We start from the raw sequence: 24,725 nt of genomic DNA on the forward strand, positions 1-24,725 counted from the left end.
CTTACGAGGGGCGGCTCGGGGGAGGCCACTCAATTAACGGATCCCGTCAACCGTCGCCGGCCCGGCCGCCTGCCTGTCCGCTGTACGAGCGGGCGCACAACGCATCGGAGGGGTGGATTACGCTCATACGCATGGCCGACGCACCGTACAAGCTGATCCTCCTCCGCCACGGCGAGAGCGAGTGGAACGCGAAGAACCTGTTCACCGGCTGGGTGGACGTCAACCTGAACGAGAAGGGCGAGAAGGAGGCAGTCCGCGGTGGCGAGCTCCTGAAGGACGCCGATCTCCTCCCCGACGTGGTCCACACGTCCCTCCAGAAGCGCGCGATCCGTACGGCCCAGCTGGCGCTGGAGTCCGCCGACCGCCACTGGATCCCGGTCCACCGCTCCTGGCGCCTGAACGAGCGCCACTACGGCGCCCTCCAGGGCAAGGACAAGGCGCAGACCCTCGCGGAGTTCGGCGAGGAGCAGTTCATGCTCTGGCGCCGCTCCTACGACACCCCGCCCCCGCCGCTGTCGGACGACTCGGAGTTCTCCCAGTCCTCCGACCCCCGCTACGCGTCCATCCCCCCGGAGCTGCGCCCGCGCACGGAGTGCCTGAAGGACGTCGTCGTCCGCATGCTCCCGTACTGGTACGACGGCATCGTCCCGGACCTCCTCGCCGGCCGCACGGTCCTGATCGCCGCCCACGGCAACTCGCTCCGCGCCCTCGTCAAGCACCTCGACGGCATCTCCGACGCCGACATCGCGGGCCTGAACATCCCGACGGGCATCCCCCTCGCCTACGAACTCGACGCCGACTTCAAGCCGGTGACCCCAGGCGGAACCTACCTCGACCCGGAGGCGGCCGCGGCAGCCATCGAGGCAGTCAAGAACCAGGGCAAGAAGAAGTAGGGTTTGTGATCATGCCCCTGAGCTGCGCTTATGGCGCGGATCGGGGGCATTTTCGCGGCCTGGGCCCACTGTGGGCCCTCAGCGCTCCGGATCCTGCGGCGGCCGAAGTGCCAGAGCGAGCGCCTTCCTGGCACGGTCCCGGCTGCTCGGCATGAGGTGCGCGAGCGAGGCGCGCCCGTCGGACGCTGTGGACGCTGTTTTCCTTCAACTCTCTAGGACGGCCAGGGACGGCTTTTCAGACGGGGGGAGTCGGCGGGCACGGTGGGCCTGCCCCCTCCTGAAAAGCCTTGGGATGCCCTCACAGCCAAAGGGGCCCGGCGGTGCTTGCCCGCTCCGGCCGTCTGCCTCCTTGGAAGGGAATCCAGACCCCTGCACAAGCAAGAAGAGCACCACCCGCCAGACGTGCTCTTCTTGCTTGTGCAGAGCGGCATTTGAGGGGGAGGCAACACGAGTCCCCTCTGGCGTCTAGTGATGGCTGTTCGTCAGTTGTCGACTGCCACAGTTGCGGCGAGCGGCGACTGCTGTACACCATCAGGTGCCCTGTCTTAGTCATCCCTGGGCATGACGCGGCCCATCCTCGTACTGAACTACCTTCGCGCGGGTTAGAAGATCCGTTCGAAACGGGGAGGGTGCATGACCAGCACACTCAAGAAGTTCGTAACCACCACGTCGGCGTCGGGCCTCCTGGCCGCAGGCATGATACTCGGCGCCACGGGGGCGGCCCAGGCCGCCCCCGGCGGTCCGTCCGGCTGCACGGCGTACGTCTCGCACACCAACAACCACACGGCCGTGGGCTTCTGCACGTCGGGCAGCGGCACCTGGAACGTCCAGGCCATGTGCGCCGGTCCGGGCAGCACGCACGGCCCCTACAAGGGAGACCCCGGCTACCGCACCCGCGGTACGGAGAAGGCGGCGACGCTCAACTGCGGTGGCGGCTACCCGACCAACCTGAAGGTTGTCGACATCAAGAGCTGAGTCTGGAGCGTGTCTCTTCAATGAGTGGTCAGTTGATCGGACGGACCTGTCCGGCAAGCGATCACTGATGCGACTGTGGGACCGGATCGCGCCGCTGATATCGGCCGATCCGGTTCCGCAGTCGGACGACGGCGCGAGCGCTTCTGGGCCGTGGAGTTCCAGGAGCCCTGGGGTGGCATCGCTCTGCCCCCGGCCCGGCGTGCGAGGGGGCCCGCGCGTTCTGGAAGCCGATGTCCCAGAGGGTCACGTGAACGGATGGCGGTTCCGGCCGGCGACTGCCGAGTGTCCATGGCACTGGCCCACCACGGGGGCTACTGGTCCAAGACCGTCACGAAGCTCGAGGGCGACGCCGTCGAGGAGCTGGAACTCAAAGGATTCGAGCCGGTACCCGAAGTCCAGCGACGGCTGGCCCCTGGATGACCAGGCTCTCCTGCCCGGGCCTCCAGCTGCGCGCCCGCCTGGCCGGACAGGCCAACTACAGCGCTCAGTCACACCAAAAGCGCACGGCTCGCGCCCGTCGCGCCGGACCACCCGGGTCGTACGCGGCTTGGGCTGCGCCGTACGGCAACCGCGAACGCCTACGGACCATCAGCGCAGGTGAGGGTCACACCAGCCCAAGGCAGAGCCCCCATCCAAGTTAGGGGTGTCCGCGAGCGTCCACGACTCGACGGCGGTCTGAACCTGGAGCACGCGGGCGTAGGCTCTCAGGGATGCGGATAGGCGAGCTGTCCAAGCGCACGGGCGTGAGTCCGCGCTCCCTGCGGTACTACGAAGAGCAGGGCCTGCTGACCAGCTCACGCTCCGACGCGGGGCAGCGTCACTATTCCGGTGCTGTGGTCCAGCGCGTGGCACTCATCCGACAGCTGTTCGACGCGGGTATGTCCAGCAGGGTGATCGCGACTGTGCTGCCGTGTGTGGACGTCCCGGGTGACCTGGGCGTCGCCGAGGAGACGTTCACGGCGATGATGCGCGAGCGCGACCGGATCGACGGCGACATCGCGCACCTGATCGAGACCCGGGATGCACTCGACGTGCTGATCAGGGCCAACAGCCGACACCGGGCGGAGCTGTCCACGGCCCCGGAACCGGTGGCGCAGTCGACCTGATGCTGTGATCTGCATCTCAGCCGGTTGCCCCTCACGTCAATGTCAGAGGTGAAGATGGCGACAACGCCCGGAATCACCGGGTCGGTCATACGAGAGGCGGCGGAAAATGGGGCAGGCGTGGGGTTTCGGCAGGCATGGCGGGCCCGAGGTGCAGGAGTTCTTCGATCGTCCCGATCCCGTCCCCGGTCGCGGCGAGGTGCTGATCCGGGTCGACGTGGCCGGCGTGAATCCCCTTGACCACATGCTGCGCTCGGGTCTGGTCCCCGGGCTCGATGGCGGGCGCCCGTTTCCCCGCGTGCTGGGCATGGAGGCAGCGGGAACCGTTCTCGCCCGGGGCGCGGACGTCGACGGGCTCGAGGTGGGTGACGCGGTCTTCGGCTTCGCACTCACCGGTGGCGGCACCTACGCCGAGACGACGGTGCTGTCCGCGCCGAACACTGCGCGCATCCCGGCGGGTCTGTCCGCGACCGTGGCGGCAACGCTGCCAGTAGCCGGGACGACCGCGGTGGACGTGCTCGACCAGCTCAGCCTCCCGGCCGGTGCCACGGTCCTGGTCAACGGAGTCGGGGGCGGGGTCGGCCTCGTCGTCGCCCGGCTGGCAATCGGGCGCGAGCTGCGTGTGATCGGCACCGGGAGTACCGCCAAACGCGAGCACGCCGAGGCCATCGGGGTGCGGTTCATCGACTACACCGCCGGGGACGTCGCCGCGGCGGCACGCGAGCTCGTTCCGGACGGTTTCGACGGGATCGTCGACCTGGCCGGAGGCACCTCGCTGCGGACGGTCGCTCCGCTGGCCCGGGATCTCCGCAACGTCATCGCTGTGGGTGATATGTCTGTGCCCGACCTCGGTGGGCGTTTCGTCGAGCGTCGCGTCGACCGCGAGAACTTGGAGCGGTCGGCCCGGCTGGCCCTCGACGGACTCCTCGCACCCGTAATCACCGCGGTCCATCCGCTCTCCGACGCCCCGGCCGCCCTCGCCACCGTCGAGAATGGTCACACCTCGGGCAAGGTTGTCATCAAGGTGGCATGAGAAGTGCCCGGCCGTCTGACGCCGTCGACCGTCCATTGCGGACTGACGAGAACCCGTGGTCAGCGCATCATCAACTGAGCACGTTCACCTGTACGGGGCTGAGCACCAGATCTAGGCTCAGCGCATCCAGCATCAAGATCTCCGGCAAGACCAGGGCAAGAAGAAGTAACGCAACTCCGGCAAGCCCCCGACCTGCTGTTTCTTGGCAGGGCGGGGCTTTTTTTGGGGGGTGGGGACGTCTGTGGGCCGTCGGCCGGCTGGGCGGGTCGTGCTCAGGGCTTCAGGAAGCCCGGCTGCAGATTCTCTCTCGCCTCTGCCCGGGCCCCCGCATCGCGGAGGGCCGAGACGGATGCCGTCGCGTCCTCCTCAGACAGGCAGGTGAGAATGACGGCGGGAACCTGCGTCGTGAGCACCTCGCTGCGCCACAGGCTCAGCCCCGTGAGCCGACGTACGACCTGGACGACGTCCATCACGCGCACGCCGGGGTCGGTGAGGACCACTTCGTTGCTTTGGTGGCGCCGAATACAGCGGCTACGGCTTTGCGCGTCCGCTCTTGGCTGGACGGCATGAGGTGCGCGTACGCGCTGAGCGTCAGGCCCGGGTCCGAGTGGCCCAGGTACTCGGCGAGAGCCTTGATGTTCTCCCCGGCGTCCAGGAGTACCGAGGTGTAGAAGTGGCGGAGGGCATGCATGCCGTTCTCGCGAGACTCGGCGTACGGCTCGCCAGGCTTACGCTCGGGGATCACCCCAGCCGAGGCAAGCGCCCGCTTCCACGCCTCCTCGTTGAGGGACGTCCGCCAGACGTGATCACTGTGCGGCCCGGTGAAGATCAGCCGCTTGGTCACCGGCGGCCCGTGCGCCACCTTTCACGTCAATTCCCAAGCCTTCGAGTGCGCCCACGGCCGCGTGGATATGAGCCGGGTCGCGACGCAGCCGTTCTCCCGCGCACCACCAGGACAGTTGCTCCTCTGCATCCTCCCTTGGATGCATGCCGAGGCCATGCTCGGGACACAGGGGCCACGCCTGCCACAGAAGCTCCATGACGGTCTCCTGCGCGGCATCGGCAACGCTCGCCAGTGCAGAGGCGAGGCTGCCCTGCGAGTTCGGGTCCAGGTAATTGCCGTGCCACTCGCCGTTGGCCATGGCGACGTAGACGTTCTCCGGCTCATCCTCCGGATCATCCACATCGTAGGACGGAAGGGCCAGCAGTTGCAGGGGTTCCAGCTGGGGAAGCGTCACCGCCAGATCCCGGTTCACAAGGGCGAGAGCCTGGTCCCACACTGGGTACTCGCCCGGCGAGACGCGGCGAGGCTCGGGGGGGTCAAAAAGAGCGCACATGAGCACCATCCTCCGCCAAACCAGGTCAGGGGCCGCTGGTGCCTCAGGCGCCCAGGTAGACCGGGGCCTTCTGGGCCTTGCCGTAGACGTAGCCGCTGAGGGTGCCGTCGGCGCCCAGGACGATCAGGGTGACGTCGTCCTGCTGGACGGACGGGCGGCCCTTGGCGTATTCGACGGAGAATGTGCCGTGGCTGGTGGTCAGCTGCGCCCCGTAGACGCCCGCGCGCTTGACGAGCTTCACCATGGCGCCGTTGGCAAGCTTGTAGCGGCCGAGACGCGGGTTCGCGGCGGTCTTGGCCCCGGTCCAGGTGACGGTCGTGCCGTCGGGGTTCAGCGCGAGCGTGCGGCACCCGCAGGTTTGATCTTTACCTGTCGTGAGCGTGACCACGACGCATGTGAAGCGGGCATTCAAGTACCGCTTCCATCCCACGGACGAGCAGGCAGCCGAGCTGTCGCGCACGTTCGGGTGCGTCCGCAAGGTCTACAACCTGGCGCTCGCCGCCCGCACCGAGGCGTGGACGCGGCAGGAGCGCGTGAACTACAACGCCACCTCGGCGATGCTGACGGCGTGGAAGAGGACCGAGGATCTGTCGTTCCTCAATGAGGTCTCGTCCGTTCCGCTCCAGCAGTGCCTTCGGCACCTCCAGGGTGCGTTCACGAACTTCTTCGGCAAGCGGGCGAAGTACCCGCGCTTCAAGTCGAAGAAGAAGTCCCGCAGGTCCGCCGAGTACACCACCAGCGGTTTTCGTTTCCGTGACGGGAGGCTGACTCTGGCCAAGATGCGCGGGCCCCTGGACATCGTCTGGTCCCGGCCCCTGCCCGAGGGTGCGAAGCCGTCCACGGTGACCGTCTCGCAGGACGCGGCAGGGCGCTGGTTCGTGTCGATGCTGTGCGAGGACCCGTCCGTGAAACCGCTCCCCGCCACCGGCAACGCCGTGGGCGTGGATGTCGGCCTGGACCATCTGCTGACCCTCTCGACCGGGGAGAAGATCGCCAACCCCCGGCACGAGCGCACCGACCGCGCCCGCCTTGCCCTGGCCCAGCGACGCATGGCGAAGAAGGCCATGGGCTCGGCGAACCGGGCCAAGGCCCGCAGGAAGGTCGCCAGGATCCACGCCAGGATCGCCGACCGCAGGCGTGACGGCCTGCACAAGCTGACTACTCGTCTCGTTCGTGAGAACCAAACGATCGTGATCGAGGACCTGACCGTACGCAACATGGTCAGGAACCGGAGCCTGGCCCGCGCCATCAGCGATGCGGCGTGGGCCGAGTTCCGGAGCCTGCTGGAGTACAAGGCCGCCTGGTACGGGCGGGAAGTGATCGCGGTGGACCGGTGGTTCCCCTCGTCCAGGCTGTGCTCCACCTGCGGCGCCCTCCAGGAGAAGATGCCGCTGCACATCCGCACGTGGACGTGCGACAGCTGTGGCACGACCCACGACCGGGACGTGAACGCAGCGAAGAACCTGCTGGCCGCCGGACGGGCGGTGTCGGCCTGTGGAGCTGGTGTAAGACCTCAACGGAGTTCTCCGGGCGGGCAGTCGGCGATGAAACAGGAAGTCTCACGGCGCGAGCCGTAAGAATCCCCTCCCTTCAGGGAGGGGGCGTCAAGCCATCGCACACCAGCAAGAAATTACCGTGTCCTGACGATCAATCAGTTCTGTACAACCCGTGGCGAGTGCCGGGGGTCATAGCTTCCAAGACGACGACCTGACTCCTCGTCCAACAGGGGGCTGACATGATCACCCGCACGATCAAACGCACCTCGCTCACCGTTGGGACCGCCGTCGCGCTGACGGTCGGCGGTCTCGGTCTCTCGCCGGGGACCGCGGTGGCCGCGCCGCGCGTGGCCGACGACGAGACGGTGTTCCCGCTCGGCACCAGGGGCGACCTCAAGGCCCATATCGAGACCCTCGCGCTGGGCGGCGGAAAGCTCAGCGTGCTGGGGACGGCCGACCCCGAGACCAACCGCGGGCTGTGGGAGTTCGACCTCCCGGCCGTCGGCGCCCCGCAGCCGGGACCCCGCAAGCTCGCGGACTCAGGGGTCTGGTCCAACTACCCGTGCGAGGGCGTCGACCCCTCGGACTACACGTGCAGCGACTTCTTCTCCAAGCTGTGGGCGCTCGGCGACGGCCGGGTCGCCTATATGACGCCGTTCGGGAGCCAGGAGGCCCTCGGCGGCGGGGTGCCCATGAGCGAGACCGGGCTCGGACCGTTCTCCTGGCAGTCCCCGGACCACGTGGTGGCGGCCGGCGGTTCGTACGTCGTGGTCAACGACGACGACGAGCAGCGCGTCGGCACCTTCGACCGGAGCATGCCCTGGCCGGCGCAGATCCACACCCGGTCGGTCACCGCGGTGTCCGTCTGGGGCACGAAGCTCTGGAAGCCGGGCAGCACCGCCGGCACGGTCAACTCCTACGACCTGGTCAGCAAGGCGAACTCGGCGAACCTGACGCTCGGCGCCGGCTGCGTCCCCGACGACCTGCAGGCCGTCGGGCAGTGGCTGTACTGGCGCTGCTCCGCGTCGGACAAGGCCGGCGTGTGGGACCACAGCACCGGCAAGAACATCCCCGTCCCCGGTGCGCTGCCCGCGAAGGTCGGCGACGGCTATCTGGTCCAACAGTCCGAGGACCGGCGGACGGTGACGCTCACCGACTTCCACCTCGGCGGCGGCCACCCGGCCACCACCACCCCCTACTTCACGGTCCCCGACGGGACGTCGATCGACATGCTGACCGCCGACCGGTACGGCGGCCATGTGGCCTACGTCGACAACCAGCAGATGATCCACATCCGGCCGGTGACGGTGCCGCGGTCGCGGATCAGCCTGTTCGACTGGACCACGGACTCCACCGTGGACCTGCGCAAGGCGAGCGACCCTCTCTGGGAGGGCACCTGGCGGCTCACCCGCCCGCCCGCGTCCTGGACGCTCACCATCAAGGACGCGTACGGCGCCACCGTCCGCACCCTCACCAGCAGCGCCCACGAAGGCGCCGCCATCCGCGCCGCCTGGGACGGCAAGGACGAGGCGGGCGAGAAGGCGGTGAGCGGCCGCTACAACTGGACCGTGACCGTGAACCCGGGCGACGGAGGCGCCGTCCGCACCCTCCCGACCGGGAGCTTCCTGCTCTCCGGCGGCCGGTCCGGCTTCCGCGACGCCGACACCGACGGCTACGGCGAGCTGTACACGATGACCAGCGGCGGCCTGCTCGAAGCCCACCGGTTCTCCGGCGGCAGCCTGACCGACGCCCGCGGCTGGTCGGGCTGGAACCCGGACACCCGTTTCGTCCCGGTCGGCGACATGACCGGCGACGGCTGCTCCGACATGCTCACCAGGACCACCGACGGCAATCTCTACCGGCAGTCCGGCGGCTGCACCGGCGTCTTCCTGCCGGACGCCGAGCGCACTCTGGTCGGCTCCGGCTGGGGCGGCTTCGACGCCGTCGTCGCCGCCGACGACTTCACCGGCGACCACCGCCCCGACCTGCTGGCCCGCCAGGCCACGACCGGCGACCTCTACCTCTACAAGTCCAACGAGCAGGGTCGTATGGACCCGGGTACGCGCGTCGGTACCGGATGGAAGGGGTACACGATCGTCGGGGCCGCCGATGTGACCGGCGACGGTATCGGCGACCTCATGGCGCGGGACGCCGCCGGGGAGCTGTGGCGCTACGACGGCAACGGCTCGGGCGGCTTCAAGCCGCGGACGCTGGTGTTTGAGGACTGGGGCGTCGGCCGCAACGCGATCCTCGCGGTCGGCGATGTGACCGGCGACGGCTTCCCCGACCTCGTCTCCCGTACCACCGACGGCAAGCTGCTGCGGAACAAGGGCTGGGGCGACGGCACTTTCAGCGCCACCTACACCCTTGCCGCCTCCGGCTGGCAGGCGTATCAATCGCTGTTCTGAGCCGGCGCCGTCACGCCGGTGACGTTGCCGCCGAGGGTCCGGGGTGCGGCCCCGGGCCTTCGGCAGCCGGTGTTCCGACGGGGCGCGGGCCGGCCGAGGAGTGCCTGACCACATAGGCCTCCAGGGGCTCCAGAGCGCTCCACGCCTGATCGAAACTGTCCGCGAAGTACGCCAGGAACTTGGCATTTTCGATTCTGAATCCCGTGAGCTGTTGTCGACCTGCTCCGGAGAAGGAAAGATAGCTGACCGATTTGTCGATGAGGCCGATGTTGTACCAACCGCAGGAAGCGCTCCAGGGCATGACCCGCGCCTCGTAGGTATACAGGTCTTTCACGTCTTCCTGATGTTGCCTCAGCCACTCGAAGTAGGCCGCCCTCGGCACACCCTTGCGCTCGGGGACGCCGATGATGCGCCGCACGCTCGCGCACTCGGCCGAGTTGTCCCTGGCCCACTGCAATACCGTGTCGTAGTAAGAGGCGGGTTCCGCGGACCCCCATTGGGCGGGCGGATGAAGCCGCACATAGGTGAGGCGGATTTCGGTCTGGGCGGCGCGAATGCTGTCGGCGGCAGCGCTGTAGAACGAGGGCGGATCCGGGTAGCACGCCATCTCCACCGGGGACGTGGTCTGGAACGCCTCGGAAAGACCTGGCGCCGCGCCGAGAACCCGTGGTTCCCGGCTCGCGTCGACGGCGTCCCGCTTCAGATCGTCGAGTTCCGTCTTGGCCTCACGCCACAACCGCCCCCAGTGCGGCCAGTCTCCGCCGAGCGCGGTCACCAGCCGACGGGTGACCGTCTCGCTCGGCAGACGATGCCCGTTGAGCACCTCGGAGACCGTGGCCTGACTGCACTGGGCCCGTGAGGCGATCGTCTTGACCTGAGGTTCACCGGCGGTGATGCGCAACCGTCGCAACTCCGCGGCGAAGCGCCGCACCGACGGTGAATCGGAATGCCGGTAGGTGCCCATGGTGCCCCCTCGCGTTCAACCCCCACTAGGCGACTGAGATCGTCCCACCGGAATCTTCGAACGCGCAGAGTTTCACCGAACTTCGTTGAAGAAGGCCGCCTTTCCGGCCGCGCTTCCGCGCGGATCGAGATACCCGGGAATCCCTGGACCGGCCGACGGGGCAACTGCTCGAATGTCCATCACCTCAGGCAGGACAAGACAGGAAGAGGTGAGGACGCGTGCACATCACGTTCAGGACCGTGCTCCACGGCCACTACATGACGTTCGTAGCCATTCTCGTGACCGGAATGATCCTGATCATCGCAGGGAACGGAATTTCGGAGTCGACGTCGATCTACCTCGACTGCATGCTCGGTGTGGCCGGCCTGCTCGCCGCCTATGCGCTCGCAGCGCCCGCCGGCCCGGCTGACGCCGGCGGCGGTCCGGCGGCGGTGCGGACAGGGTCGTGACGTAGTCGGACAGCGTGGTCGTCGTGGCTGCGTACTGCTGAGGCAGCGCGGCGCACTCGTAGGGCAACGGATCGGCCGGTTCTCGTCACCGATGGGTCACAGGTCGGTGGCCGGGAGAACCCGAGTGCCTGCCCGTTCTGTCTGCGTTGGCGAAGGTCGGCGGCGAGGGCGAAGGCTCTCGGCGACTCGGATTCGGGGGGCACCATGCAGTACGGCAACGCGCGGTACGGGAACAGGCAGCACGGGGACACGCGGGGGGACATGCGGTACGGGGACACGCGGTACGGGAACGGCGTTCGGGGGCCGGTGACGATGGCCGTCCTGGTCTCGGCCGCCGCTCTGATGGTGACGGGATGCCAGCCGACGGAGTCCCCCTCCGCCTCGGCGAGTTCCCCCGCCGCGAGCTCGGCCTCCGCGAGTTCCGCGCCGGCCGGTTCCGCTCCCGCGAGTTCCCCTTCCGCGGCATCCCCCTCCGCGAGCTCCGCCGCCTCGGCACCCGCTGCGGACGGCTCGCCGTCCGGTGCCCTGCCGACGTGCCCCGCGGGCAGTCTGGAGGTCGCCGCCCGGCAGGCCGCCGATCGGCCGGCCGGTACGGGGACCGGCGCGGCGGTCGTCCGTTTCACCAACGTCTCGGCCAAGCCCTGTGTCCTCAAGGGCCATCCCTCCGTCGCCGGGGCCGGCAACGGGTCCCCCGAGCACAACTCGCCGCTCACCGTCACGCCCATCGGCTCCGCCTCGCCGGTGACGGTGGCTCCCGGCGGCAGGGCGTGGGTGAAGCTGACTTTCGTGCAGGTGCAGGGGGAGGCCGACGGGTACTGCGCGTCCGGCACGGAACCCGTGGTGTACCCCACGATCGTCGTCGGCCTGCCGCGGTCGGGGGCGCACCAAGTCGCTCTGGACGACGGCCAGTTCGCCGAGTGCGACAACAAGGTGACCGTCACCGCCGTATCGGCGGTCGAGCCGTCCTGACCCGGTTCAGCGACCTTCCAGCCGCTGCACCAGCGCACGCAGGGCGCGCAGCTCCGCGTCCAGTGCCTGTGCGCCTTCGCGGGTGAGGGAGATCCAGGTGCGGGGGCGTCGGCCCGCGTAGCCCTTCTCGATCCCGATCAGGCCCGAGTCCTCCAGCACTTTCAGGTGCCGGGAGAGATTTCCGTCCGTGACGGCCAGTTGTTGTTTCAGGAAGCCGAACTCGACCCGGTCGGCCTCGCGGGCGACGGTGAGGATGCCGAGCCGCACCCGCTGGTGGACGGTGTCGTCCAGCCCCTGGGTCGGGTGCGGTTCCTCATCGTCGTCCTGTACGGCGATCGGGTCCTCGACGCTCATGCGGCGACCGTACCCGCACCTGTATCCACGTCCGTACCGGCGTCCGCACCCGTCCGCCGGCGGGCCAGCGCCCACTCCGCCAGGCCGGCGAGCAGCAGGACGGCGGCCAGCAGGAGCCCCTTGGCCTGCGGGCCGTCGGCCCAGCCGGGGTCAGCTGGATGCAACCAGGGGAGCCAGCCGCTGCCCCAGGACGCTCCGAGGTAAGCGGTGAGCAGCAGGGCGTGTGCGGCGCCGGCCGTCGCGGCGATCCAGCTGCGTTCGGCCACGCCGAGGGCGAGGAGGCCGACGCCGACCAGGTACCAGGGGGAGGCGTAGCTGTTCTCCAGCAGGTCGAGCGCCAACGGCTGGGGCTGGTTCAGGCCGAGCAGGAGCAGCAGCAACGCCGTCATGACCGCCGTCATGGCCGCCGTGGTGGCGACGATCCAACCGCGGCGGCGCGGGACGATGCCGCGGGCCTCGCCTCGCAGGCGGTACCAGCGGGCGACGACGAACCACGCCAGCGGGAGCAGCGCGAACCACACGCCCCACGCCGTGAACCGCAGGACCGCGCCGTCGAACTCGCCCTTCAGGCACGGGGTTCCGGGTTCGTGCACCACGCACAGGCCGCTCAGCTCGGCGTGCGCGAAGGCCGGATACGACGCGACGTTGCGGCCGTGCGCCCCGAAGTTGAAGGCGTATTGGGCGACGGGAGCTGCCGCCAGCGCCAGCAGTCCGAAGCCGAGGAGGGGCGCCCAGGAACCGTTCAGCTGCGTACGGGTCCTGGCCCGCAGTCCCTCCGCGGCGGCCAGCAGTCCCGCTGCCCCCGCACGTGTCTCCACTGCTCCGAGTGCGCGTGCTCCTGCTCCCGGCTCGCCCATGTCGCCCCCCTGATGATCACCTCGGTCGCATTAACTCTGCAATGCAAAGTACATTGCGGTCAAGAGTTAAAGTCGGCGGAGGGTGAGCGTGGGGCGGAGGGGAGGCGGAGGGTGAGCGTCGGTGGGACGAGAGGCGTCGAGTCGGGTGGGGCCTCACACCGCCAGCGGAACCGCGTGGATCTCGTCCGCCTTGTGGCCGGAGCGCTCGTGGACGCGTTGCACCGCCTCCGCCGAGGGACCCTCGGAGAGGCAGTAGACGGTTCCGGACTCCGGGTCCGCCCAGGCGCGTTCGAAGTGCACGCCCTCCTCGCCCTCGACGGCGAGGTCCGCCCGGTGGGCCTCCAGGAGCTGGTCGGCCGTGATGCCCTGCATGTTGTGGTGGACGTCCATGAAGCGGGTCATGATGTGCCCGCCCCCTTCCGTACTGGTGCCTCCCTCCATGCTGCGCCCCCGCCCGCCACCGGGCGACCGGGCAACCGGGCGACCGCACGAGGAAGGGCCCCGGCGTGTTCACCGGGGCCCTTCACCGTCGTACGAGATCAAGCTCCCTCGGCGTCGACCGCGGGCGGTGTCAGCCGCACTGGCAGGGGCTGCCCGACTGGCACCCGCAGCCGCATCCCGAACCGCAGCCGCACGCGCCGATCAGCATCAGGTTCCTGATCTCGGCGGGCTGCTCGGTCGGGCGCTCCTGCGTGGGGTCGGGCGGGGGAGTGATGGGGGACTCGGCCATGGGTTCCTCCCGGAGGCGTAGGGCCTGTGCTCATTGCATGCCCCCTCCGATGGGCGCATCAACGGCGCACAGTGGCTCGCGCACGCCTCGGCCCACTCCGCGCAGGCCCCCTCAGGGCCGCTCAGGCTCGCTGCCGCCTCCTCAGGGTCCCCTCGGGCCCCTTCCGTCACTCAGGCCCCGTCGGGCGCCCCCGCCGTCGTCCCGCCCGTCGGCTGGATCTCCGGCTGCACGTCGGGCTGGAGCTCGTCCGCGTGCTCGCCCGTCACCAGGAACACCACACGCTTGGCGACGGCCACCGCGTGGTCGGCGAAGCGCTCGTAGTAACGGCCCAGCAGCGTGACGTCGACGGCGGTCTCGATGCCGTGCTTCCAGCGCTCGTCGATCAGGTGCTGGAAGAGCGTGCGGTGCAGGAGGTCCATCGCGTCGTCGTCCGACTCCAGCTGAAGCGCCAGGTCGACGTCCTTGGTGATGATGCACTCCGCGGCCTTCGCCATCAGGCGCTGCGCGAGCTGGCCCATCTCCAGGATGGTGGCGTGCAGGTCGTGCGGCACCGCACGGTTGGGGAAGCGCAGTCGCGCCAGCTTCGCCACGTGCTGGGCGAGGTCGCCGGAGCGCTCCAGGTCGGCCGACATCCGCAGCGACGTGACCACGATCCGCAGGTCCGTCGCCACCGGCTGCTGGCGCGCCAGCAGCGCTATGGCCTTCGCCTCCAGGTCGTGCTGCAGCTCGTCGACCTTCTTGTCGGCCTCGATGACGCTCTCGGCCAGCTTGAGGTCGGCGTCGAGAATGGCGGTCGTGGCGCGTCCGATCGCCGACCCGACCAGCCGGGCCATCTCCACCAGGCTGTCGCCGATCGAGTCCAGTTCCTCGTGGTACGCGTCCCGCATCAGGGTTCCCTCTCGTGCGTCGTTCTCGGGGTTCGGTTGTCGGAGCCGGTTCCGGACCCGATTCGGGACCCGCTTTCGGTCCCGATTTCAGGTTCCGACCTCGGTTCCGGTTTCGGCTCCGGTTCGGTTCCGGGGGTCGGAACCGGCCGCGAAACCGAGGCGGAACCGGCGGTGAAACCGGCGCCGACCGGCCGTGGAACCGGTGCTGCGAACCCCACGGTGCCACGCTCCGCCCTGTACGCGTCGATTTCCGTCACCTCAAATGAACCACCACTGGCTCCAAGGTGAACTCTGGGCGACGAGTGTTCGAGCTCGCACCTCGATGGCTGTGGCCAGGACGGAACCCGTGCCTAACCTGTGTGCATGGACGTGAACGCGGCGGTCGCCGCAGCGGCAGCGATCGCCGGGGTGCTCACCGGTGTCATCGCCATGCTGGCGTTCCGCTGGAGCGAGCGGGAGCAGAAGCGCCCCACGCGCACCTCCCTGCACACGGACCCGGTGCTTCCGCCGGGGGTGGACACCGTCCTGTCCGTGCTCCGCTCCTCCGCCGTCGTGCTCGACGAGGCCGACGCCGTCGTCAAGGCCAGCTCCGCCGCGTACGCCCTCGGGCTGGTCCGCGGCGGCCGGCTCAGTGTCGAGCCCATGCTGAAGATGGCGCGGGACACCAGGCGCGACGGGGAGATACGCCAGGTCGAGCTGGACCTTCCCCGGCGCGGGACCGGGCGCGGCGAGGCCCTCGCGGTGTCCGCGAGAGTCGCCCCGCTGGGCTCCCGGCTCGTCCTCCTCCTGGTCGAGGACCTCACCGAGGCCCGTCGCATCGAGGCGGTGCGGCGGGACTTCGTGGCGAACGTCAGCCACGAGCTGAAGACGCCGGTCGGAGCGCTCTCCCTCCTCTCCGAGGCCGTCATGGACGCCTCGGAGGATCCGGAGGCGGTGGAACGGTTCGCCGGCCGTATGCAGATCGAGGCCACCCGGCTGACCAGCCTGGTCCAGGAGCTCATCGACCTGTCGAGGGTCCAGAACGACGATCCCCTCGAGGACGCCGAACCGGTCGGCGTCGACGAACTGGTCGCCGAGGCCGTCGACCGCTGCCGGCACCAGGCCGGCACCAAGCAGATCACCATGGCCGCCGGAGGCACCGCCGACCTGCGGGTCTTCGGCAACCGGGGCCAGCTGGCCGCGGCCCTCGGCAACCTCGTCGAGAACGCCGTCAACTACTCGCCCGCCCGCACCCGCGTCGGCATAGCCGCACGCAGGGTGACCGCGCCCGGCGGGGATCTGATCGAGATCGCCGTGACCGACCAGGGCATCGGCATCTCCGACAAGGACAAGGAGCGCATCTTCGAGCGCTTCTACCGCGTCGACCCGGCCCGCTCCCGCCAGACGGGTGGCACGGGCCTCGGGCTGGCGATCGTCAAGCACGTGGCCGCCTCGCACGGCGGGGAGGTCACGGTGTGGAGCGCCGAGAACCAGGGCTCCACGTTCACCCTGCGGCTGCCGGAGGCGGGCGCGGCCCGCGACCGCGCGCATCAGCTCCCGGACCCGGACGAGGTCGACGACGTCGACGACCTCGACGAGGTCGCCCACTCCTCCTCTCCTCACCACTCCTCCCCTCACCGCTCCACCCAGGCACCACCCCGCGCCTCTTCCCCCGATTCGACCGCGTACCAGACGCTTTCCGCCCCGGAGGTCCTTCCGTGACCCGAGTGCTCGTCGTCGAGGACGAGGAGTCCTTCTCCGACGCCCTGTCATACATGCTCCGCAAGGAGGGCTTCGAGGTCGCCGTCGCGACCACGGGCCCCGACGGACTCGACGAGTTCGAGCGCAACGGCGCCGACCTCGTCCTCCTCGACCTGATGCTGCCGGGCCTGCCCGGCACGGAGGTGTGCCGTCAGCTGCGCGGCCGCTCCAACGTCCCCGTGATCATGGTGACCGCCAAGGACAGCGAGATCGACAAGGTCGTCGGCCTGGAGATAGGAGCCGACGACTACGTCACCAAGCCCTTCTCCTCGCGCGAGCTCGTCGCCCGCATCCGGGCCGTCCTGCGCCGCCGCGGGGAGCCCGAGGAGGTGACCCCGGCGGCCCTGGAGGCCGGCCCGGTCCGCATGGACGTCGACCGCCACGTCGTGACGGTCTCCGGCTCCAAGGTCGACCTCCCCCTCAAGGAGTTCGACCTCCTGGAGATGCTGCTGCGCAACGCCGGCCGCGTCCTGACCCGCATGCAGCTCATCGACCGGGTCTGGGGCGCCGACTATGTGGGCGACACCAAGACCCTCGACGTCCACGTCAAGCGCCTGCGCGCCAAGATCGAGCCGGACCCGGGCGCCCCGCGCTACCTGGTGACGGTCCGGGGGCTCGGGTACAAGTTCGAGCCGTAAACCCGGGGGCGAGTCGGGGATGTGCGAAGGGCGGTACCCCAGCTGGGGTACCGCCCTTCACATGTGTACGAGGCTCAGGCTCAGTGAGTCGTCCCCGACGAGCTGGGGGAGGGCGAGTGGGACGGGGCGCCCGACTCGGCGGTGCCGCCCGCGCCCGCCGGCCCGGAGGGCGACGGGCTGCCCGAGGGCGACGGCTTGCCGGACGCCGACGCCGAGGCCGACGGCTTCGGGGAGGCGGTCGGGAGCTCGCTCGGGCCCCACTTGGAGAAGTAGCTCTCGGCGGGGACGACGAACGCGCGCAGGCTGATGTCGCCGGTGTCGCTGAAGGTGAACGTGATCTTCTGCGCGTTGCCGTCCTGGATGGCCTCACGGCTGCTCGGCAGGACCGCGGAGGCGTTGTTCGCGCCGCCGATGACGAGCGAGCCGCCGGCCGGGACGATCACCTTGCCGTTGCCCTTGGCGGGCTTGAGCTCGGCGGACTTGCCGGTGCCGTCGACGACGACGGAGTCCAGCGTCTGGGGGTCGTCACTGCTGTTGAAGACGGTCGCCGAGATCACGGCGGGGCCGGTCGACTGCAGGTCGGGCTGGGTGATGACGACGACGTTCTGCAGCTTGATGGCGCCGACGCTCGCGGCGGCGTTGTCCGGCTTGATCTCCAGGGTCTGGGGGTCGTTGCCGGCGCCACAGGCGGCGAGCGAGGCGATCGAGAACGCGATGGCGGAGGCGGCGAGGGCGCCGCGTCGAAGGCTGCTGCTCACGGCGGCGGCAACTCCTTGAACACGCGGGCGGCTTTCCTTTGAATCAAGCCGTCCTAAGGGTCTGTCAGCGGGCCTTAGGTTACCGAGCCGTTCCCGCGCCATCGCACCCGACCCGCCTCTAGAGCGATCCCGCGCCTCTACGGATGCTCCGGCCGGCCTTCGTCACCACCGTCCCGGCCGCCACAGCAGGCCCGCGAGTCACATTGGCTTCACCCGTCGTCTTCTCACCGTCTTCTCGCCGTCTTCCCCCTGTCTTCGCATCGTCTTCTGCTCGTCTTCCCGCGCTCTTCCCGGCGGTCCGGCATTCACATAAGCGTGCTCGACGCCCCGCACGCGGGTTTTCCGTGAAGGAAAACGAGGCGATCCCCGGAATTGATCACGGCCCCGCTCGAACAGCCGATGATCAATTCCGGAAACGACTCGTATCCGGCCGCGTGCACCGAACGGAGTAGCGGAAGTCGCACGCTTGGAAGCGGACATATGTGGATGTTCGGCCGCTCGCGCGGGCCTCCGGATGTGTGTAACGTGCGCGTTTCTCTCCCCTCGGAGAGCCGCTCCGACCTGCGAATACCTGCCTCCGCAGCCCCTGCGCAGCACGTTCCTGTCGCTGTTGTCAAGCCCCGAGATATGCCCTGACCTGCGAAAACGCCATTCAGAACCCGCAGTTTCCGTGTTACCCTGGATAGCCACGGAAGGGGTACCTGTCACATGACGTTCAAGGTTGGCGACACCGTGGTCTATCCCCATCACGGGGCCGCGCTGATCGAGGCCATCGAAACTCGCCAGATCAAAGGCGTGGACAAGACCTACTTGGTGCTGAAGGTCGCCCAGGGTGACCTGACGGTACGTGTGCCAGCGGACAATGCGGAGTTCGTCGGCGTGCGTGATGTGGTCGGTCAGGACGGGCTGGACCGGGTCTTCGAGGTGCTGCGCGCGCCGTACGCCGAGGAGCCCACGAACTGGTCGCGTCGTTACAAGGCAAATCTGGAGAAGCTCGCCTCCGGCGATGTCATCAAGGTCGCGGAAGTCGTGCGTGACCTGTGGCGTCGTGAGCGCGAGCGCGGACTCTCCGCCGGTGAGAAGCGCATGCTCGCCAAGGCTCGTCAGATCCTGGTGAGTGAGCTCGCTCTCGCGGAGAACACCAACGAGGACAAGGCCGAAGCGCTGCTCGACGAGGTTCTCGCGTCCTGACGCCGGCCCGACTACCGGCTTCAGCACACTGAAGAACACTGAAATGCCGCGGTGCCCGATGACGTATCAACCGTCGCCGGGCGCTGCGGCATGTTCGCGCTCGGACACCGCCGTACGCCCTGCACCTCACGAGCCTGCACCCACGAGGGTGGACCCGGTCCCGAAGGCGCCCCCGGTAGGTGCCCCGGTACTTCGATACTGGGTGTGCCGGGCCCGGGCTGCTGCCTCGACCGTACGTCACGGAAGGGTCCGGTCAAGGCGTCGCGCCCGGCACTTCCCAGGCCATACCCACGCCAGGCCAGCACACAAACCTGACAGGAACCGATGTCTGACGATTCGCGTCCCTCCCCCGCGCCCACCCGCACGGCCGCGGTGATTCCGGCCGCCGGCCGTGGCGTGCGCCTCGGTCCGGGCGCCCCCAAGGCGCTCCGCACGCTGAGCGGCACGCCCATGCTGATCCACGCGGTACGCGCCCTGGCCGCCTCCCGCGCCGTCTCCCTGGTCGTCGTCGTGGCCCCGCCCGACGGCGCCGCCGAGGTCAAGTCCCTTCTCGACGCGCACGCGCTGCCCGACCGCACCGACTTCCTGGTCGTCCCCGGCGGTGAGTCCCGCCAGGAGTCCGTGAAGCTGGGCCTGGACGCGCTGCCGCCCGGCCATGACATCGTCCTCGTGCACGACGCCGCCCGGCCCCTCGTCCCCGTCGACACCGTGGACGCCGTGATCGAGGCCGTCCGCGAGGGCGCCCCCGCCGTCGTACCGGCGCTGCCGCTCGCGGACACCGTCAAGGAGGTCGAACCGGCCGCCGCCCCCGGCGACCCCGAGCCGGTCGTCGCCACCCCCGACCGCGCCCGCCTGCGCGCCGTCCAGACCCCGCAGGGCTTCGACCGCGCCACCCTGATCCGCGCCCACGAGACGGTCACGGAGAACGTCACCGACGACGCGAGCATGGTCGAGCAACTCGGCCTGACCGTCGTGGTCGTGCCCGGCCATGAGGAGGCCTTCAAGGTCACCCGCCCGCTGGACCTGGTCCTCGCGGAGGCGGTCCTGGCCCGCAGGAGGCTCAACGATGGCTTCTGAGCCGCCCTTCGCATCCGTGCCGCCCCTCGCGGGGACACCGCTTCCCCAGGTCGGCATCGGCACGGACATCCACGCCTTCGAGGAGGGCCGCGAACTGTGGTGCGCGGGCCTGAAGTGGGAGGGCGAGGGACCTGGCCTCGCCGGGCACTCCGACGCGGACGTCGTCGCGCACGCCGCCTGCAACGCGCTGTTCTCCGCCGCCGGACTCGGCGACCTGGGACAGCACTTCGGCACCGGGCGCCCCGAATGGTCCGGCGCGTCGGGCGTCACCCTGCTCACCGAGGCCGCCCGCATCGTCCGCGCGGCCGGCTTCGCCGTCGGCAACATCGCCGTGCAGGTCATCGGCCCCCGCCCCAAGATCGGCAAGCGGCGCGAGGAGGCGCAGAAGATCCTCTCGGAGGCGGCGGGAGCCCCCGTGTCGGTGTCGGGCGCGACGACCGACGGCCTCGGCTTCCCGGGACGCGACGAAGGCCTGATGGCGGTCGCCACGGCCCTGGTGGTCCGCACCGCCTGACCTCGGCCGTCGCGACATATGCCGTCCCATGTCACGAATTCGTGGCCTTGGGGGGAACGGGCTCGGGGCACTGCCCCGCGCCCACTACCCTGGAGTGGTGACCATTCGCCTGTACGACACCAGCGCCCGGCAGATCCGTGACTTCGCCCCGCTCCTGCCGGGTTGTGTCTCGATCTACCTCTGTGGCGCCACCGTGCAGGCCGCCCCGCACATCGGGCACATCCGCTCGGGCCTGAACTTCGACATCATGCGCCGCTGGTTCGAGTACCGCGGCTACGACGTCACGTTCATCCGCAACGTCACCGACATCGACGACAAGATCATCGCCAAGTCGCACGACCAGGGCCGCCCCTGGTGGTCCATCGGCTACGACAACGAGCGGGCGTTCAACGACGGCTACCAGGCACTCGGCTGCCTGCCGCCCACGTACGAGCCGCGCGCCACCGGGCACGTCCCGGAGATGATCGAGATGATGCGCGGCCTCATCGAACGCGGCCACGCCTACGAGGCCGACGGCAGCGTCTACTTCGACGTGCGGTCCTTCCCCGGGTACCTGGAGCTGTCCAACCAGGACATCGACGACCTGCGCCAGCCGACCGAAGAGGGCATCACCGGCAAGCGCGACCCCCGCGACTTCGCGATGTGGAAGGCGACCAAGCCGGGCGAGCCCGACTGGGAGACGCCCTGGGGCCGCGGCCGTCCCGGCTGGCACCTGGAGTGCTCGGCGATGGCCCACAAGTACCTGGGCTCCGCCTTCGACATCCACGGCGGCGGCCTCGACCTGATCTTCCCGCACCACGAGAACGAGATCGCCCAGGCCAAGGCCTACGGCGACGAGTTCGCCCGGTACTGGGTGCACAACGCCTGGGTCACCATGAGCGGCGAGAAGATGTCGAAGTCCCTCGGGAACTCCGTCCTCGTCTCCGAGATGGTCAAGCAGTGGCGCCCGATCGTCCTGCGCTACTACCTCGGCACCCCCCACTACCGCTCGATGATCGAGTACAGCGAGGAGTCGCTGCGGGAGGCCGAGTCGGCGTTCGCACGGATCGAGGGGTTCGTGCAGCGCGTCGTCGAGAAGGCCGGGGGAGCCGTCGAACCGGCGGCCGAGGTGCCGCCCGCGTTCGCCGAGGCGATGGACGACGACCTGGGCGTCCCCCAGGCCCTGGCCATCGTCCACACGACGGTACGACAGGGGAACTCGGCCCTCGCCGCCGACGACAAGGAAGCCGCGGTGGCCCGCCTCGCCGAGGTCCGCGCCATGCTCGGCGTCCTCGGCCTGGACCCGCTCGACGCGCACTGGGCCGGTGAGGAGAGCCGGGGCGAGGACCTGCACGGCGTGGTCGACAGCCTCGTACGACTCGTCCTCGACCAGCGGGAGTCGGCCCGCGCGCGTAAGGACTGGGCGACCGCGGACGCCATCCGCGACCAGCTCACCCAGTCCGGCCTGGCCATCGAGGACGGCCCGCAGGGCCCGCGTTGGAGCCTCGGCCCGCGCTGACCCTCAGTAAGACGTACATACGAAGCTCACGGAGACGAGTAACTCATGGCAGCCAACAACCGCCGCATGTCCGGCAAGAAGGGCGCGCAGGTCGGCAGTGGCGGCCAGCGGCGCCGAGGCCTGGAGGGCAAGGGCCCGACCCCGCCCGCCGAGATGCGCAAGGGACACAAGAAGAACCGCGTCGCCGGCGCCAAGGCCAAGCAGGCCGTGCGCCGGCCCGTGCAGCGCGGCCGGGGCGGCAAGGGGACGTCCGAGATGGTCGTCGGCCGCAACCCGGTCGTCGAGGCGCTGCGCGGCGGCGTGCCCGCGAGCACGCTCTACGTCCAGCAGTTCATCGACAACGACGAGCGGGTGCGCGAGGCGCTCCAGCTCGCGGCCGAGCGCGGCGGCATCAACCTCATGGAGGCGCCGCGCCCCGAGCTGGACCGCATGACCAACGGCCTCAACCACCAGGGCCTGGTCCTCCAGGTCCCGCCGTACGAGTACGCGCACCCCGAGGACCTGGCCGCGGCCGCCTACGACGACGGCGAGGACCCGCTGATCGTCGCCCTCGACGGGGTGACCGACCCGCGCAACCTGGGCGCCGTCGTCCGCTCCGTCTCCGCCTTCGGCGGCCACGGCGTCGTCGTCCCCGAGCGCCGTGCGGCCGGTATGACCGCCGGCGCCTGGAAGACGTCCGCCGGCACGGCCGCCCGCACCCCGGTCGCCCGCGCCACCAACCTCACCCGCGCCCTGGAGGCCTACAAGAAGGCCGGCATCGTCGTGGTCGGTCTGGCGGCCGACGGCGAGCACGAGGTCGGCGAACTGGCCGCCCTGGACGGCCCCCTGGTCATCGTCGTCGGCAGCGAGGGCAAGGGCCTGTCCAGGCTGGTCGGCGAAACCTGCGACTACCGGGTACGCATCCCGATGCCGGGCGGCGCGGAGTCGCTGAACGCCGGCGTGGCGGCGGGCATCGTGCTGTACGAGGCGGCCCGGCGCCGGGCCTGACGGCGGCTCGGCCCGGTGGCGGGGCCGTCGGTGGGGATGCGCGTCCGGGGGTTCACTCGAACGGGTTAATCCCGGCGAGTAGTGCAACCTTGACGGAGTCCGGACAGATCCGGCGGGTCAAAGCAGTGTCCTAAACACACGTCACTCGGTTAGATGAGTGTGGACACCAGAACACCCCGCACTCCCACGGGGGACCGCTCGTCGGGATTCGACGACGCTCCCGCGCTGAGCATGGTGAAGGTGCCGAGCGATCCGGCGCAGATCATCGTCAGCCACGCGAGCTTCCGCGTGCAGCTGGGCGCGTCGGCGCGGCGTAACCAATCCCCGCGGATCGCCCGGCACGTGAGCGCCATCGATGACACCGCGCGCATCCCCGTCGTCGGGGCGGCCGGCAGAGCGGGCGCCGCTTCCGGTGGCCGTCGGCGGGCGGTCGTCTGGAGCGGCCAGACCGCCCCCGACGACACCGGCGCCCACCGACTGCTGCAGGCCGTGCGGGCAGGCAGCGTCGGCCACGGCGAACCGCCCACGGCAGACGCCGGAGCCACCCAGGTCATCCCCCGCGTCGACATGGGCGGCAGAGGCTACGACGGCGGCCTCGCCGCACAGACCATGGAAACCCCCATCGTCGGCGCCCAGCGTCCCCCCGCCGCCGGCGAGCACCGCCTCCTGCCGAACATGCGCACCGTCGGCAGCGCCTACGACGAACCCGCCTACGACGACGCCCGGTTCGACGACTTCGGCGACCGCGACGCCGACGCCGGCCCGGACCAGGACCTCGTCCAGGGCCCGCACCAGGACCGGGGCCCGCGCAGCCGACGGCTGGGCGACGACCCCGCCCGGCACGCCTACTACCCCGGCCGCCGCATGAACCTGGGAGTGGTGCTTCTCCCGCTCCGTGTCTTCCTCGGCTTCATCTCCATCTACGGCGGCATGGGCAAACTGTGCGACCCCGTCTACTTCGACGGCGGCAAGCGCGGCTCCATGGTCAAGTGGCTCAACACCCTGCACCCCTGGGAAGTCGCCGAGCCCCTGCGCCAGTTCGCGCTGCACCATCCCATCGGCTCCGGCCTCGTCATCGCCTTCCTCCAGGTCGTCGTGGGCGTCCTCACCGTCCTGGGCTGCTGGCAGCGGGTGGCCGCGGTCGTCGGCGCGGCACTCTCCGCCGCGCTCATCGTCACCGTCAGCTGGAAGACCGTCCCGGTCTACGACACCCCCGACATCATCTACCTCGCCGCCTGGTCGCCGCTGATCATCGCCGGCGCCCCCGTCTACTCCGTCGACGGCCGTCTCGCAGCCGGCGCCTGGCGTCGCCTCGGCCCCCGCTCCGACCTGTGGGAACTGCGCCGCTACGTCCTGCGTCGCGGCGCCCTGGTCACCGCGATCGCCGTCGGACTGACCCTGCTGATCGGCTCGCTCCTCGGCGGCGCCGTCCGCGACGCCGACCGGGTGATCGTCCCCGGCCCCGGCGAGCCCCCGCGCAACGAACTGCCCGGCTCGCCGCTCCCGGAGAAGTCCGGCACGCACAAGGCCTCCCGGCAGCCCTCCGCGTCGATCTCGCCCACCCAGGGCGCCACCTCGGCGGCCCCCACGGCCGGTGCCGAGAGCGAGCCCCCTGAGGGCCAGGACTCCGGCACGGCCGGCGTCGGCGCCCCCAGCCAGACCCAGGGCACCGCGGGCCAGGCCCCGCCCGAGCGGTCCACCCCGGTGGAACAGGCCCCCTCCACCAGCTCCGGCCCCTCATCGGGCGGCTCGTCCAGCAGCTCCGGCGGCTCCGACGGCGGCTCCGACGGCAACGGCAGCGGCAGCGGCCGCTCGTCCTCCTCGGGCCAGCCGGGCCTGGTGGGCGGGTTGCTGGGCTGACGGCAAC

The 24,725-nt window shown here is 70.0% G+C and carries 27 protein-coding genes and 1 pseudogene; 17 read left to right on the forward strand and 11 right to left on the reverse strand.

All coding sequences use genetic code 11. The features are described from left to right. Positions 1–131: 131 nt before the first annotated feature. The 5 genes from ACZ5SK_RS37695 to ACZ5SK_RS37715 all read left to right on the forward strand — a co-directional run bounded on the left by ACZ5SK_RS37695 (position 132) and on the right by ACZ5SK_RS37715 (position 4,004). Positions 132–893: a phosphoglyceromutase gene (locus ACZ5SK_RS37695; protein WP_079661449.1), complete on the forward strand. Its 762-nt coding sequence runs from the start codon at positions 132–134 to the stop codon at positions 891–893. 633 nt (positions 894–1,526) lie between these two features. Further along, complete coding sequence (locus ACZ5SK_RS37700) at positions 1,527–1,868, forward strand: hypothetical protein (protein WP_334578901.1); 342 nt, start codon at positions 1,527–1,529, stop codon at positions 1,866–1,868. A gap of 255 nt (positions 1,869–2,123) precedes the next feature. Then, positions 2,124–2,288 (forward strand): hypothetical protein, encoded by a 165-nt coding sequence (locus ACZ5SK_RS37705; protein WP_468577127.1) that lies wholly within the window; start codon positions 2,124–2,126, stop codon positions 2,286–2,288. A gap of 290 nt (positions 2,289–2,578) precedes the next feature. Then, positions 2,579–2,974, forward strand: a complete 396-nt coding sequence (locus tag ACZ5SK_RS37710; protein WP_334578902.1) for a MerR family transcriptional regulator — start codon at positions 2,579–2,581, stop codon at positions 2,972–2,974. Positions 2,975–3,080: 106 nt separating this feature from the next. Then, positions 3,081–4,004, forward strand: coding sequence for an NADP-dependent oxidoreductase (locus ACZ5SK_RS37715; protein ID WP_334578903.1), 924 nt, complete (start codon positions 3,081–3,083; stop codon positions 4,002–4,004). 272 nt (positions 4,005–4,276) lie between these two features. On the opposite strand, the gene ACZ5SK_RS37720 is transcribed toward ACZ5SK_RS37715, so the two are convergent. The 4 genes and pseudogenes from ACZ5SK_RS37720 to ACZ5SK_RS37735 all read right to left on the reverse strand — a co-directional run bounded on the left by ACZ5SK_RS37720 (position 4,277) and on the right by ACZ5SK_RS37735 (position 5,729). Continuing rightward, entirely contained in the window at positions 4,277–4,474 is a 198-nt protein-coding gene (locus tag ACZ5SK_RS37720; protein ID WP_334581274.1) for a ribosomal protein L7/L12, read from the reverse strand. Continuing rightward, positions 4,474–4,869 (reverse strand): annotated as a pseudogene (locus tag ACZ5SK_RS37725) (site-specific integrase); the annotation flags it as partial. The gene ACZ5SK_RS37720 and the pseudogene ACZ5SK_RS37725, both read right to left, overlap by 1 nt. Next, complete coding sequence (locus ACZ5SK_RS37730; protein WP_468577130.1) at positions 4,811–5,260, reverse strand: hypothetical protein; 450 nt, start codon at positions 5,258–5,260, stop codon at positions 4,811–4,813. The pseudogene ACZ5SK_RS37725 and the gene ACZ5SK_RS37730, both read right to left, overlap by 59 nt. Before the next feature lie 124 nt (positions 5,261–5,384). After that, entirely contained in the window at positions 5,385–5,729 is a 345-nt protein-coding gene (locus tag ACZ5SK_RS37735; protein WP_334578905.1) for a hypothetical protein, read from the reverse strand. Here ACZ5SK_RS37735 and ACZ5SK_RS37740 point away from each other — a divergent pair. Together ACZ5SK_RS37740 and ACZ5SK_RS37745 are read left to right on the forward strand one after the other, a co-directional pair. Next, entirely contained in the window at positions 5,722–6,918 is a 1,197-nt protein-coding gene (locus ACZ5SK_RS37740) for an RNA-guided endonuclease InsQ/TnpB family protein (RefSeq protein WP_334581275.1), read from the forward strand. The two genes, ACZ5SK_RS37735 and ACZ5SK_RS37740, sit on opposite strands and share 8 nt — an antisense overlap. Positions 6,919–7,076: 158 nt before the next feature. Continuing rightward, the gene (locus tag ACZ5SK_RS37745; RefSeq protein WP_334578906.1) at positions 7,077–9,245 is read left to right on the forward strand and encodes an FG-GAP-like repeat-containing protein; all 2,169 of its coding nucleotides are present in this window, start codon (positions 7,077–7,079) and stop codon (positions 9,243–9,245) included. 10 nt (positions 9,246–9,255) lie between these two features. On the opposite strand, the gene ACZ5SK_RS37750 is transcribed toward ACZ5SK_RS37745, so the two are convergent. Continuing rightward, positions 9,256–10,209, reverse strand: coding sequence for a helix-turn-helix domain-containing protein (locus ACZ5SK_RS37750; protein WP_468577132.1), 954 nt, complete (start codon positions 10,207–10,209; stop codon positions 9,256–9,258). Positions 10,210–10,427: 218 nt separating this feature from the next. Here ACZ5SK_RS37750 and ACZ5SK_RS37755 point away from each other — a divergent pair, with 218 nt between their 5' ends. Further along, positions 10,428–10,658: a hypothetical protein gene (locus ACZ5SK_RS37755; RefSeq protein WP_334578908.1), complete on the forward strand. Its 231-nt coding sequence runs from the start codon at positions 10,428–10,430 to the stop codon at positions 10,656–10,658. A 261-nt stretch (positions 10,659–10,919) separates the two neighbouring features. Next, positions 10,920–11,627 carry a DUF4232 domain-containing protein gene (locus tag ACZ5SK_RS37760; RefSeq protein ID WP_334578909.1) on the forward strand — a complete coding sequence of 236 codons (708 nt, stop codon included), beginning with the start codon at positions 10,920–10,922 and terminating at the stop codon, positions 11,625–11,627. A 6-nt stretch (positions 11,628–11,633) separates the two neighbouring features. Here the strand turns inward: ACZ5SK_RS37760 and ACZ5SK_RS37765 are convergent, their stop codons facing one another. The 5 genes from ACZ5SK_RS37765 to phoU form a co-directional block, all read right to left on the reverse strand. Beyond that, positions 11,634–11,981 (reverse strand): winged helix-turn-helix domain-containing protein, encoded by a 348-nt coding sequence (locus ACZ5SK_RS37765; RefSeq protein WP_334578910.1) that lies wholly within the window; start codon positions 11,979–11,981, stop codon positions 11,634–11,636. Continuing rightward, entirely contained in the window at positions 11,978–12,799 is an 822-nt protein-coding gene (locus ACZ5SK_RS37770; protein WP_468577135.1) for a hypothetical protein, read from the reverse strand. Before ACZ5SK_RS37770 ends, ACZ5SK_RS37765 begins: the two co-directional genes overlap by 4 nt. Before the next feature lie 192 nt (positions 12,800–12,991). Then, positions 12,992–13,240, reverse strand: a complete 249-nt coding sequence (locus tag ACZ5SK_RS37775; RefSeq protein WP_334578912.1) for an SCO4226 family nickel-binding protein — start codon at positions 13,238–13,240, stop codon at positions 12,992–12,994. Between the two features lie 169 nt (positions 13,241–13,409). Continuing rightward, entirely contained in the window at positions 13,410–13,568 is a 159-nt protein-coding gene (locus ACZ5SK_RS37780) for a hypothetical protein (protein ID WP_334578913.1), read from the reverse strand. Positions 13,569–13,738: 170 nt separating this feature from the next. Beyond that, a complete protein-coding gene (gene phoU, locus ACZ5SK_RS37785) occupies positions 13,739–14,455 on the reverse strand; it encodes a phosphate signaling complex protein PhoU (RefSeq protein ID WP_334578914.1) in 717 nt (238 codons plus the stop codon). Positions 14,456–14,818: 363 nt separating this feature from the next. On the opposite strand from phoU, the gene phoR reads away from it, so the two are divergent. After that, a complete protein-coding gene (phoR, locus tag ACZ5SK_RS37790) occupies positions 14,819–16,156 on the forward strand; it encodes a two-component system sensor histidine kinase PhoR (protein WP_334578915.1) in 1,338 nt (445 codons plus the stop codon). A 5-nt stretch (positions 16,157–16,161) separates the two neighbouring features. Beyond that, complete coding sequence (gene phoP, locus ACZ5SK_RS37795; RefSeq protein ID WP_004000192.1) at positions 16,162–16,833, forward strand: two-component system response regulator PhoP; 672 nt, start codon at positions 16,162–16,164, stop codon at positions 16,831–16,833. Positions 16,834–16,913: 80 nt separating this feature from the next. On the opposite strand, the gene ACZ5SK_RS37800 is transcribed toward phoP, so the two are convergent. Continuing rightward, the gene (locus ACZ5SK_RS37800) at positions 16,914–17,591 is read right to left on the reverse strand and encodes a DUF461 domain-containing protein (RefSeq protein ID WP_334578916.1); all 678 of its coding nucleotides are present in this window, start codon (positions 17,589–17,591) and stop codon (positions 16,914–16,916) included. A gap of 708 nt (positions 17,592–18,299) precedes the next feature. Here ACZ5SK_RS37800 and ACZ5SK_RS37805 point away from each other — a divergent pair. The 6 genes from ACZ5SK_RS37805 (at position 18,300) to ACZ5SK_RS37830 (ending at position 24,718) form a co-directional block, all read left to right on the forward strand. Further along, on the forward strand, positions 18,300–18,782 hold the full coding sequence (locus ACZ5SK_RS37805) for a CarD family transcriptional regulator (protein ID WP_003953493.1): 483 nt from the start codon (positions 18,300–18,302) through the stop codon (positions 18,780–18,782). A 324-nt stretch (positions 18,783–19,106) separates the two neighbouring features. After that, on the forward strand, positions 19,107–19,859 hold the full coding sequence (gene ispD / locus ACZ5SK_RS37810; protein WP_334578917.1) for a 2-C-methyl-D-erythritol 4-phosphate cytidylyltransferase: 753 nt from the start codon (positions 19,107–19,109) through the stop codon (positions 19,857–19,859). Next, a complete protein-coding gene (gene ispF / locus ACZ5SK_RS37815; protein WP_334578918.1) occupies positions 19,849–20,373 on the forward strand; it encodes a 2-C-methyl-D-erythritol 2,4-cyclodiphosphate synthase in 525 nt (174 codons plus the stop codon). Before ispD ends, ispF begins: the two co-directional genes overlap by 11 nt. Positions 20,374–20,470: 97 nt before the next feature. Further along, positions 20,471–21,871 (forward strand): cysteine--tRNA ligase, encoded by a 1,401-nt coding sequence (gene cysS / locus ACZ5SK_RS37820; protein WP_334578919.1) that lies wholly within the window; start codon positions 20,471–20,473, stop codon positions 21,869–21,871. Between the two features lie 45 nt (positions 21,872–21,916). Further along, positions 21,917–22,858 (forward strand): 23S rRNA (guanosine(2251)-2'-O)-methyltransferase RlmB, encoded by a 942-nt coding sequence (gene rlmB, locus ACZ5SK_RS37825; protein ID WP_334578920.1) that lies wholly within the window; start codon positions 21,917–21,919, stop codon positions 22,856–22,858. A gap of 153 nt (positions 22,859–23,011) precedes the next feature. Then, positions 23,012–24,718, forward strand: coding sequence for a DoxX family membrane protein (locus tag ACZ5SK_RS37830; protein WP_468577137.1), 1,707 nt, complete (start codon positions 23,012–23,014; stop codon positions 24,716–24,718). The last annotated feature ends 7 nt before the right edge of the window (positions 24,719–24,725 follow it).

It is taken from the genome of Streptomyces sp. NPDC031474, assembly GCF_055581185.1.

Excerpts from the sequence above, each read along its gene's own strand:
- ACZ5SK_RS37695 (WP_079661449.1), top strand. The coding sequence starts at position 132 with ATGGCCGACGCACCGTACAAGCTGATCCTCCTCCGCCACGGCGAGAGC.
- ACZ5SK_RS37700 (WP_334578901.1), top strand. The coding sequence starts at position 1,527 with ATGACCAGCACACTCAAGAAGTTCGTAACCACCACGTCGGCGTCGGGC.
- ACZ5SK_RS37705 (WP_468577127.1), top strand. The coding sequence starts at position 2,124 with ATGGCGGTTCCGGCCGGCGACTGCCGAGTGTCCATGGCACTGGCCCAC.
- ACZ5SK_RS37710 (WP_334578902.1), top strand. The coding sequence starts at position 2,579 with ATGCGGATAGGCGAGCTGTCCAAGCGCACGGGCGTGAGTCCGCGCTCC.
- ACZ5SK_RS37715 (WP_334578903.1), top strand. The coding sequence starts at position 3,081 with ATGGGGCAGGCGTGGGGTTTCGGCAGGCATGGCGGGCCCGAGGTGCAG.
- ACZ5SK_RS37720 (WP_334581274.1), bottom strand. The coding sequence starts at position 4,474 with ATGGACGTCGTCCAGGTCGTACGTCGGCTCACGGGGCTGAGCCTGTGG.
- ACZ5SK_RS37745 (WP_334578906.1), top strand. The coding sequence starts at position 7,077 with ATGATCACCCGCACGATCAAACGCACCTCGCTCACCGTTGGGACCGCC.
- ACZ5SK_RS37750 (WP_468577132.1), bottom strand. The coding sequence starts at position 10,209 with ATGGGCACCTACCGGCATTCCGATTCACCGTCGGTGCGGCGCTTCGCC.
- ACZ5SK_RS37760 (WP_334578909.1), top strand. The coding sequence starts at position 10,920 with ATGCGGTACGGGGACACGCGGTACGGGAACGGCGTTCGGGGGCCGGTG.
- ACZ5SK_RS37765 (WP_334578910.1), bottom strand. The coding sequence starts at position 11,981 with ATGAGCGTCGAGGACCCGATCGCCGTACAGGACGACGATGAGGAACCG.
- ACZ5SK_RS37775 (WP_334578912.1), bottom strand. The coding sequence starts at position 13,240 with ATGACCCGCTTCATGGACGTCCACCACAACATGCAGGGCATCACGGCC.
- ACZ5SK_RS37780 (WP_334578913.1), bottom strand. The coding sequence starts at position 13,568 with ATGGCCGAGTCCCCCATCACTCCCCCGCCCGACCCCACGCAGGAGCGC.
- phoU (WP_334578914.1), bottom strand. The coding sequence starts at position 14,455 with ATGCGGGACGCGTACCACGAGGAACTGGACTCGATCGGCGACAGCCTG.
- phoR (WP_334578915.1), top strand. The coding sequence starts at position 14,819 with ATGGACGTGAACGCGGCGGTCGCCGCAGCGGCAGCGATCGCCGGGGTG.
- ACZ5SK_RS37805 (WP_003953493.1), top strand. The coding sequence starts at position 18,300 with ATGACGTTCAAGGTTGGCGACACCGTGGTCTATCCCCATCACGGGGCC.
- ispD (WP_334578917.1), top strand. The coding sequence starts at position 19,107 with ATGTCTGACGATTCGCGTCCCTCCCCCGCGCCCACCCGCACGGCCGCG.
- ispF (WP_334578918.1), top strand. The coding sequence starts at position 19,849 with ATGGCTTCTGAGCCGCCCTTCGCATCCGTGCCGCCCCTCGCGGGGACA.
- rlmB (WP_334578920.1), top strand. The coding sequence starts at position 21,917 with ATGGCAGCCAACAACCGCCGCATGTCCGGCAAGAAGGGCGCGCAGGTC.
- ACZ5SK_RS37830 (WP_468577137.1), top strand. The coding sequence starts at position 23,012 with ATGAGTGTGGACACCAGAACACCCCGCACTCCCACGGGGGACCGCTCG.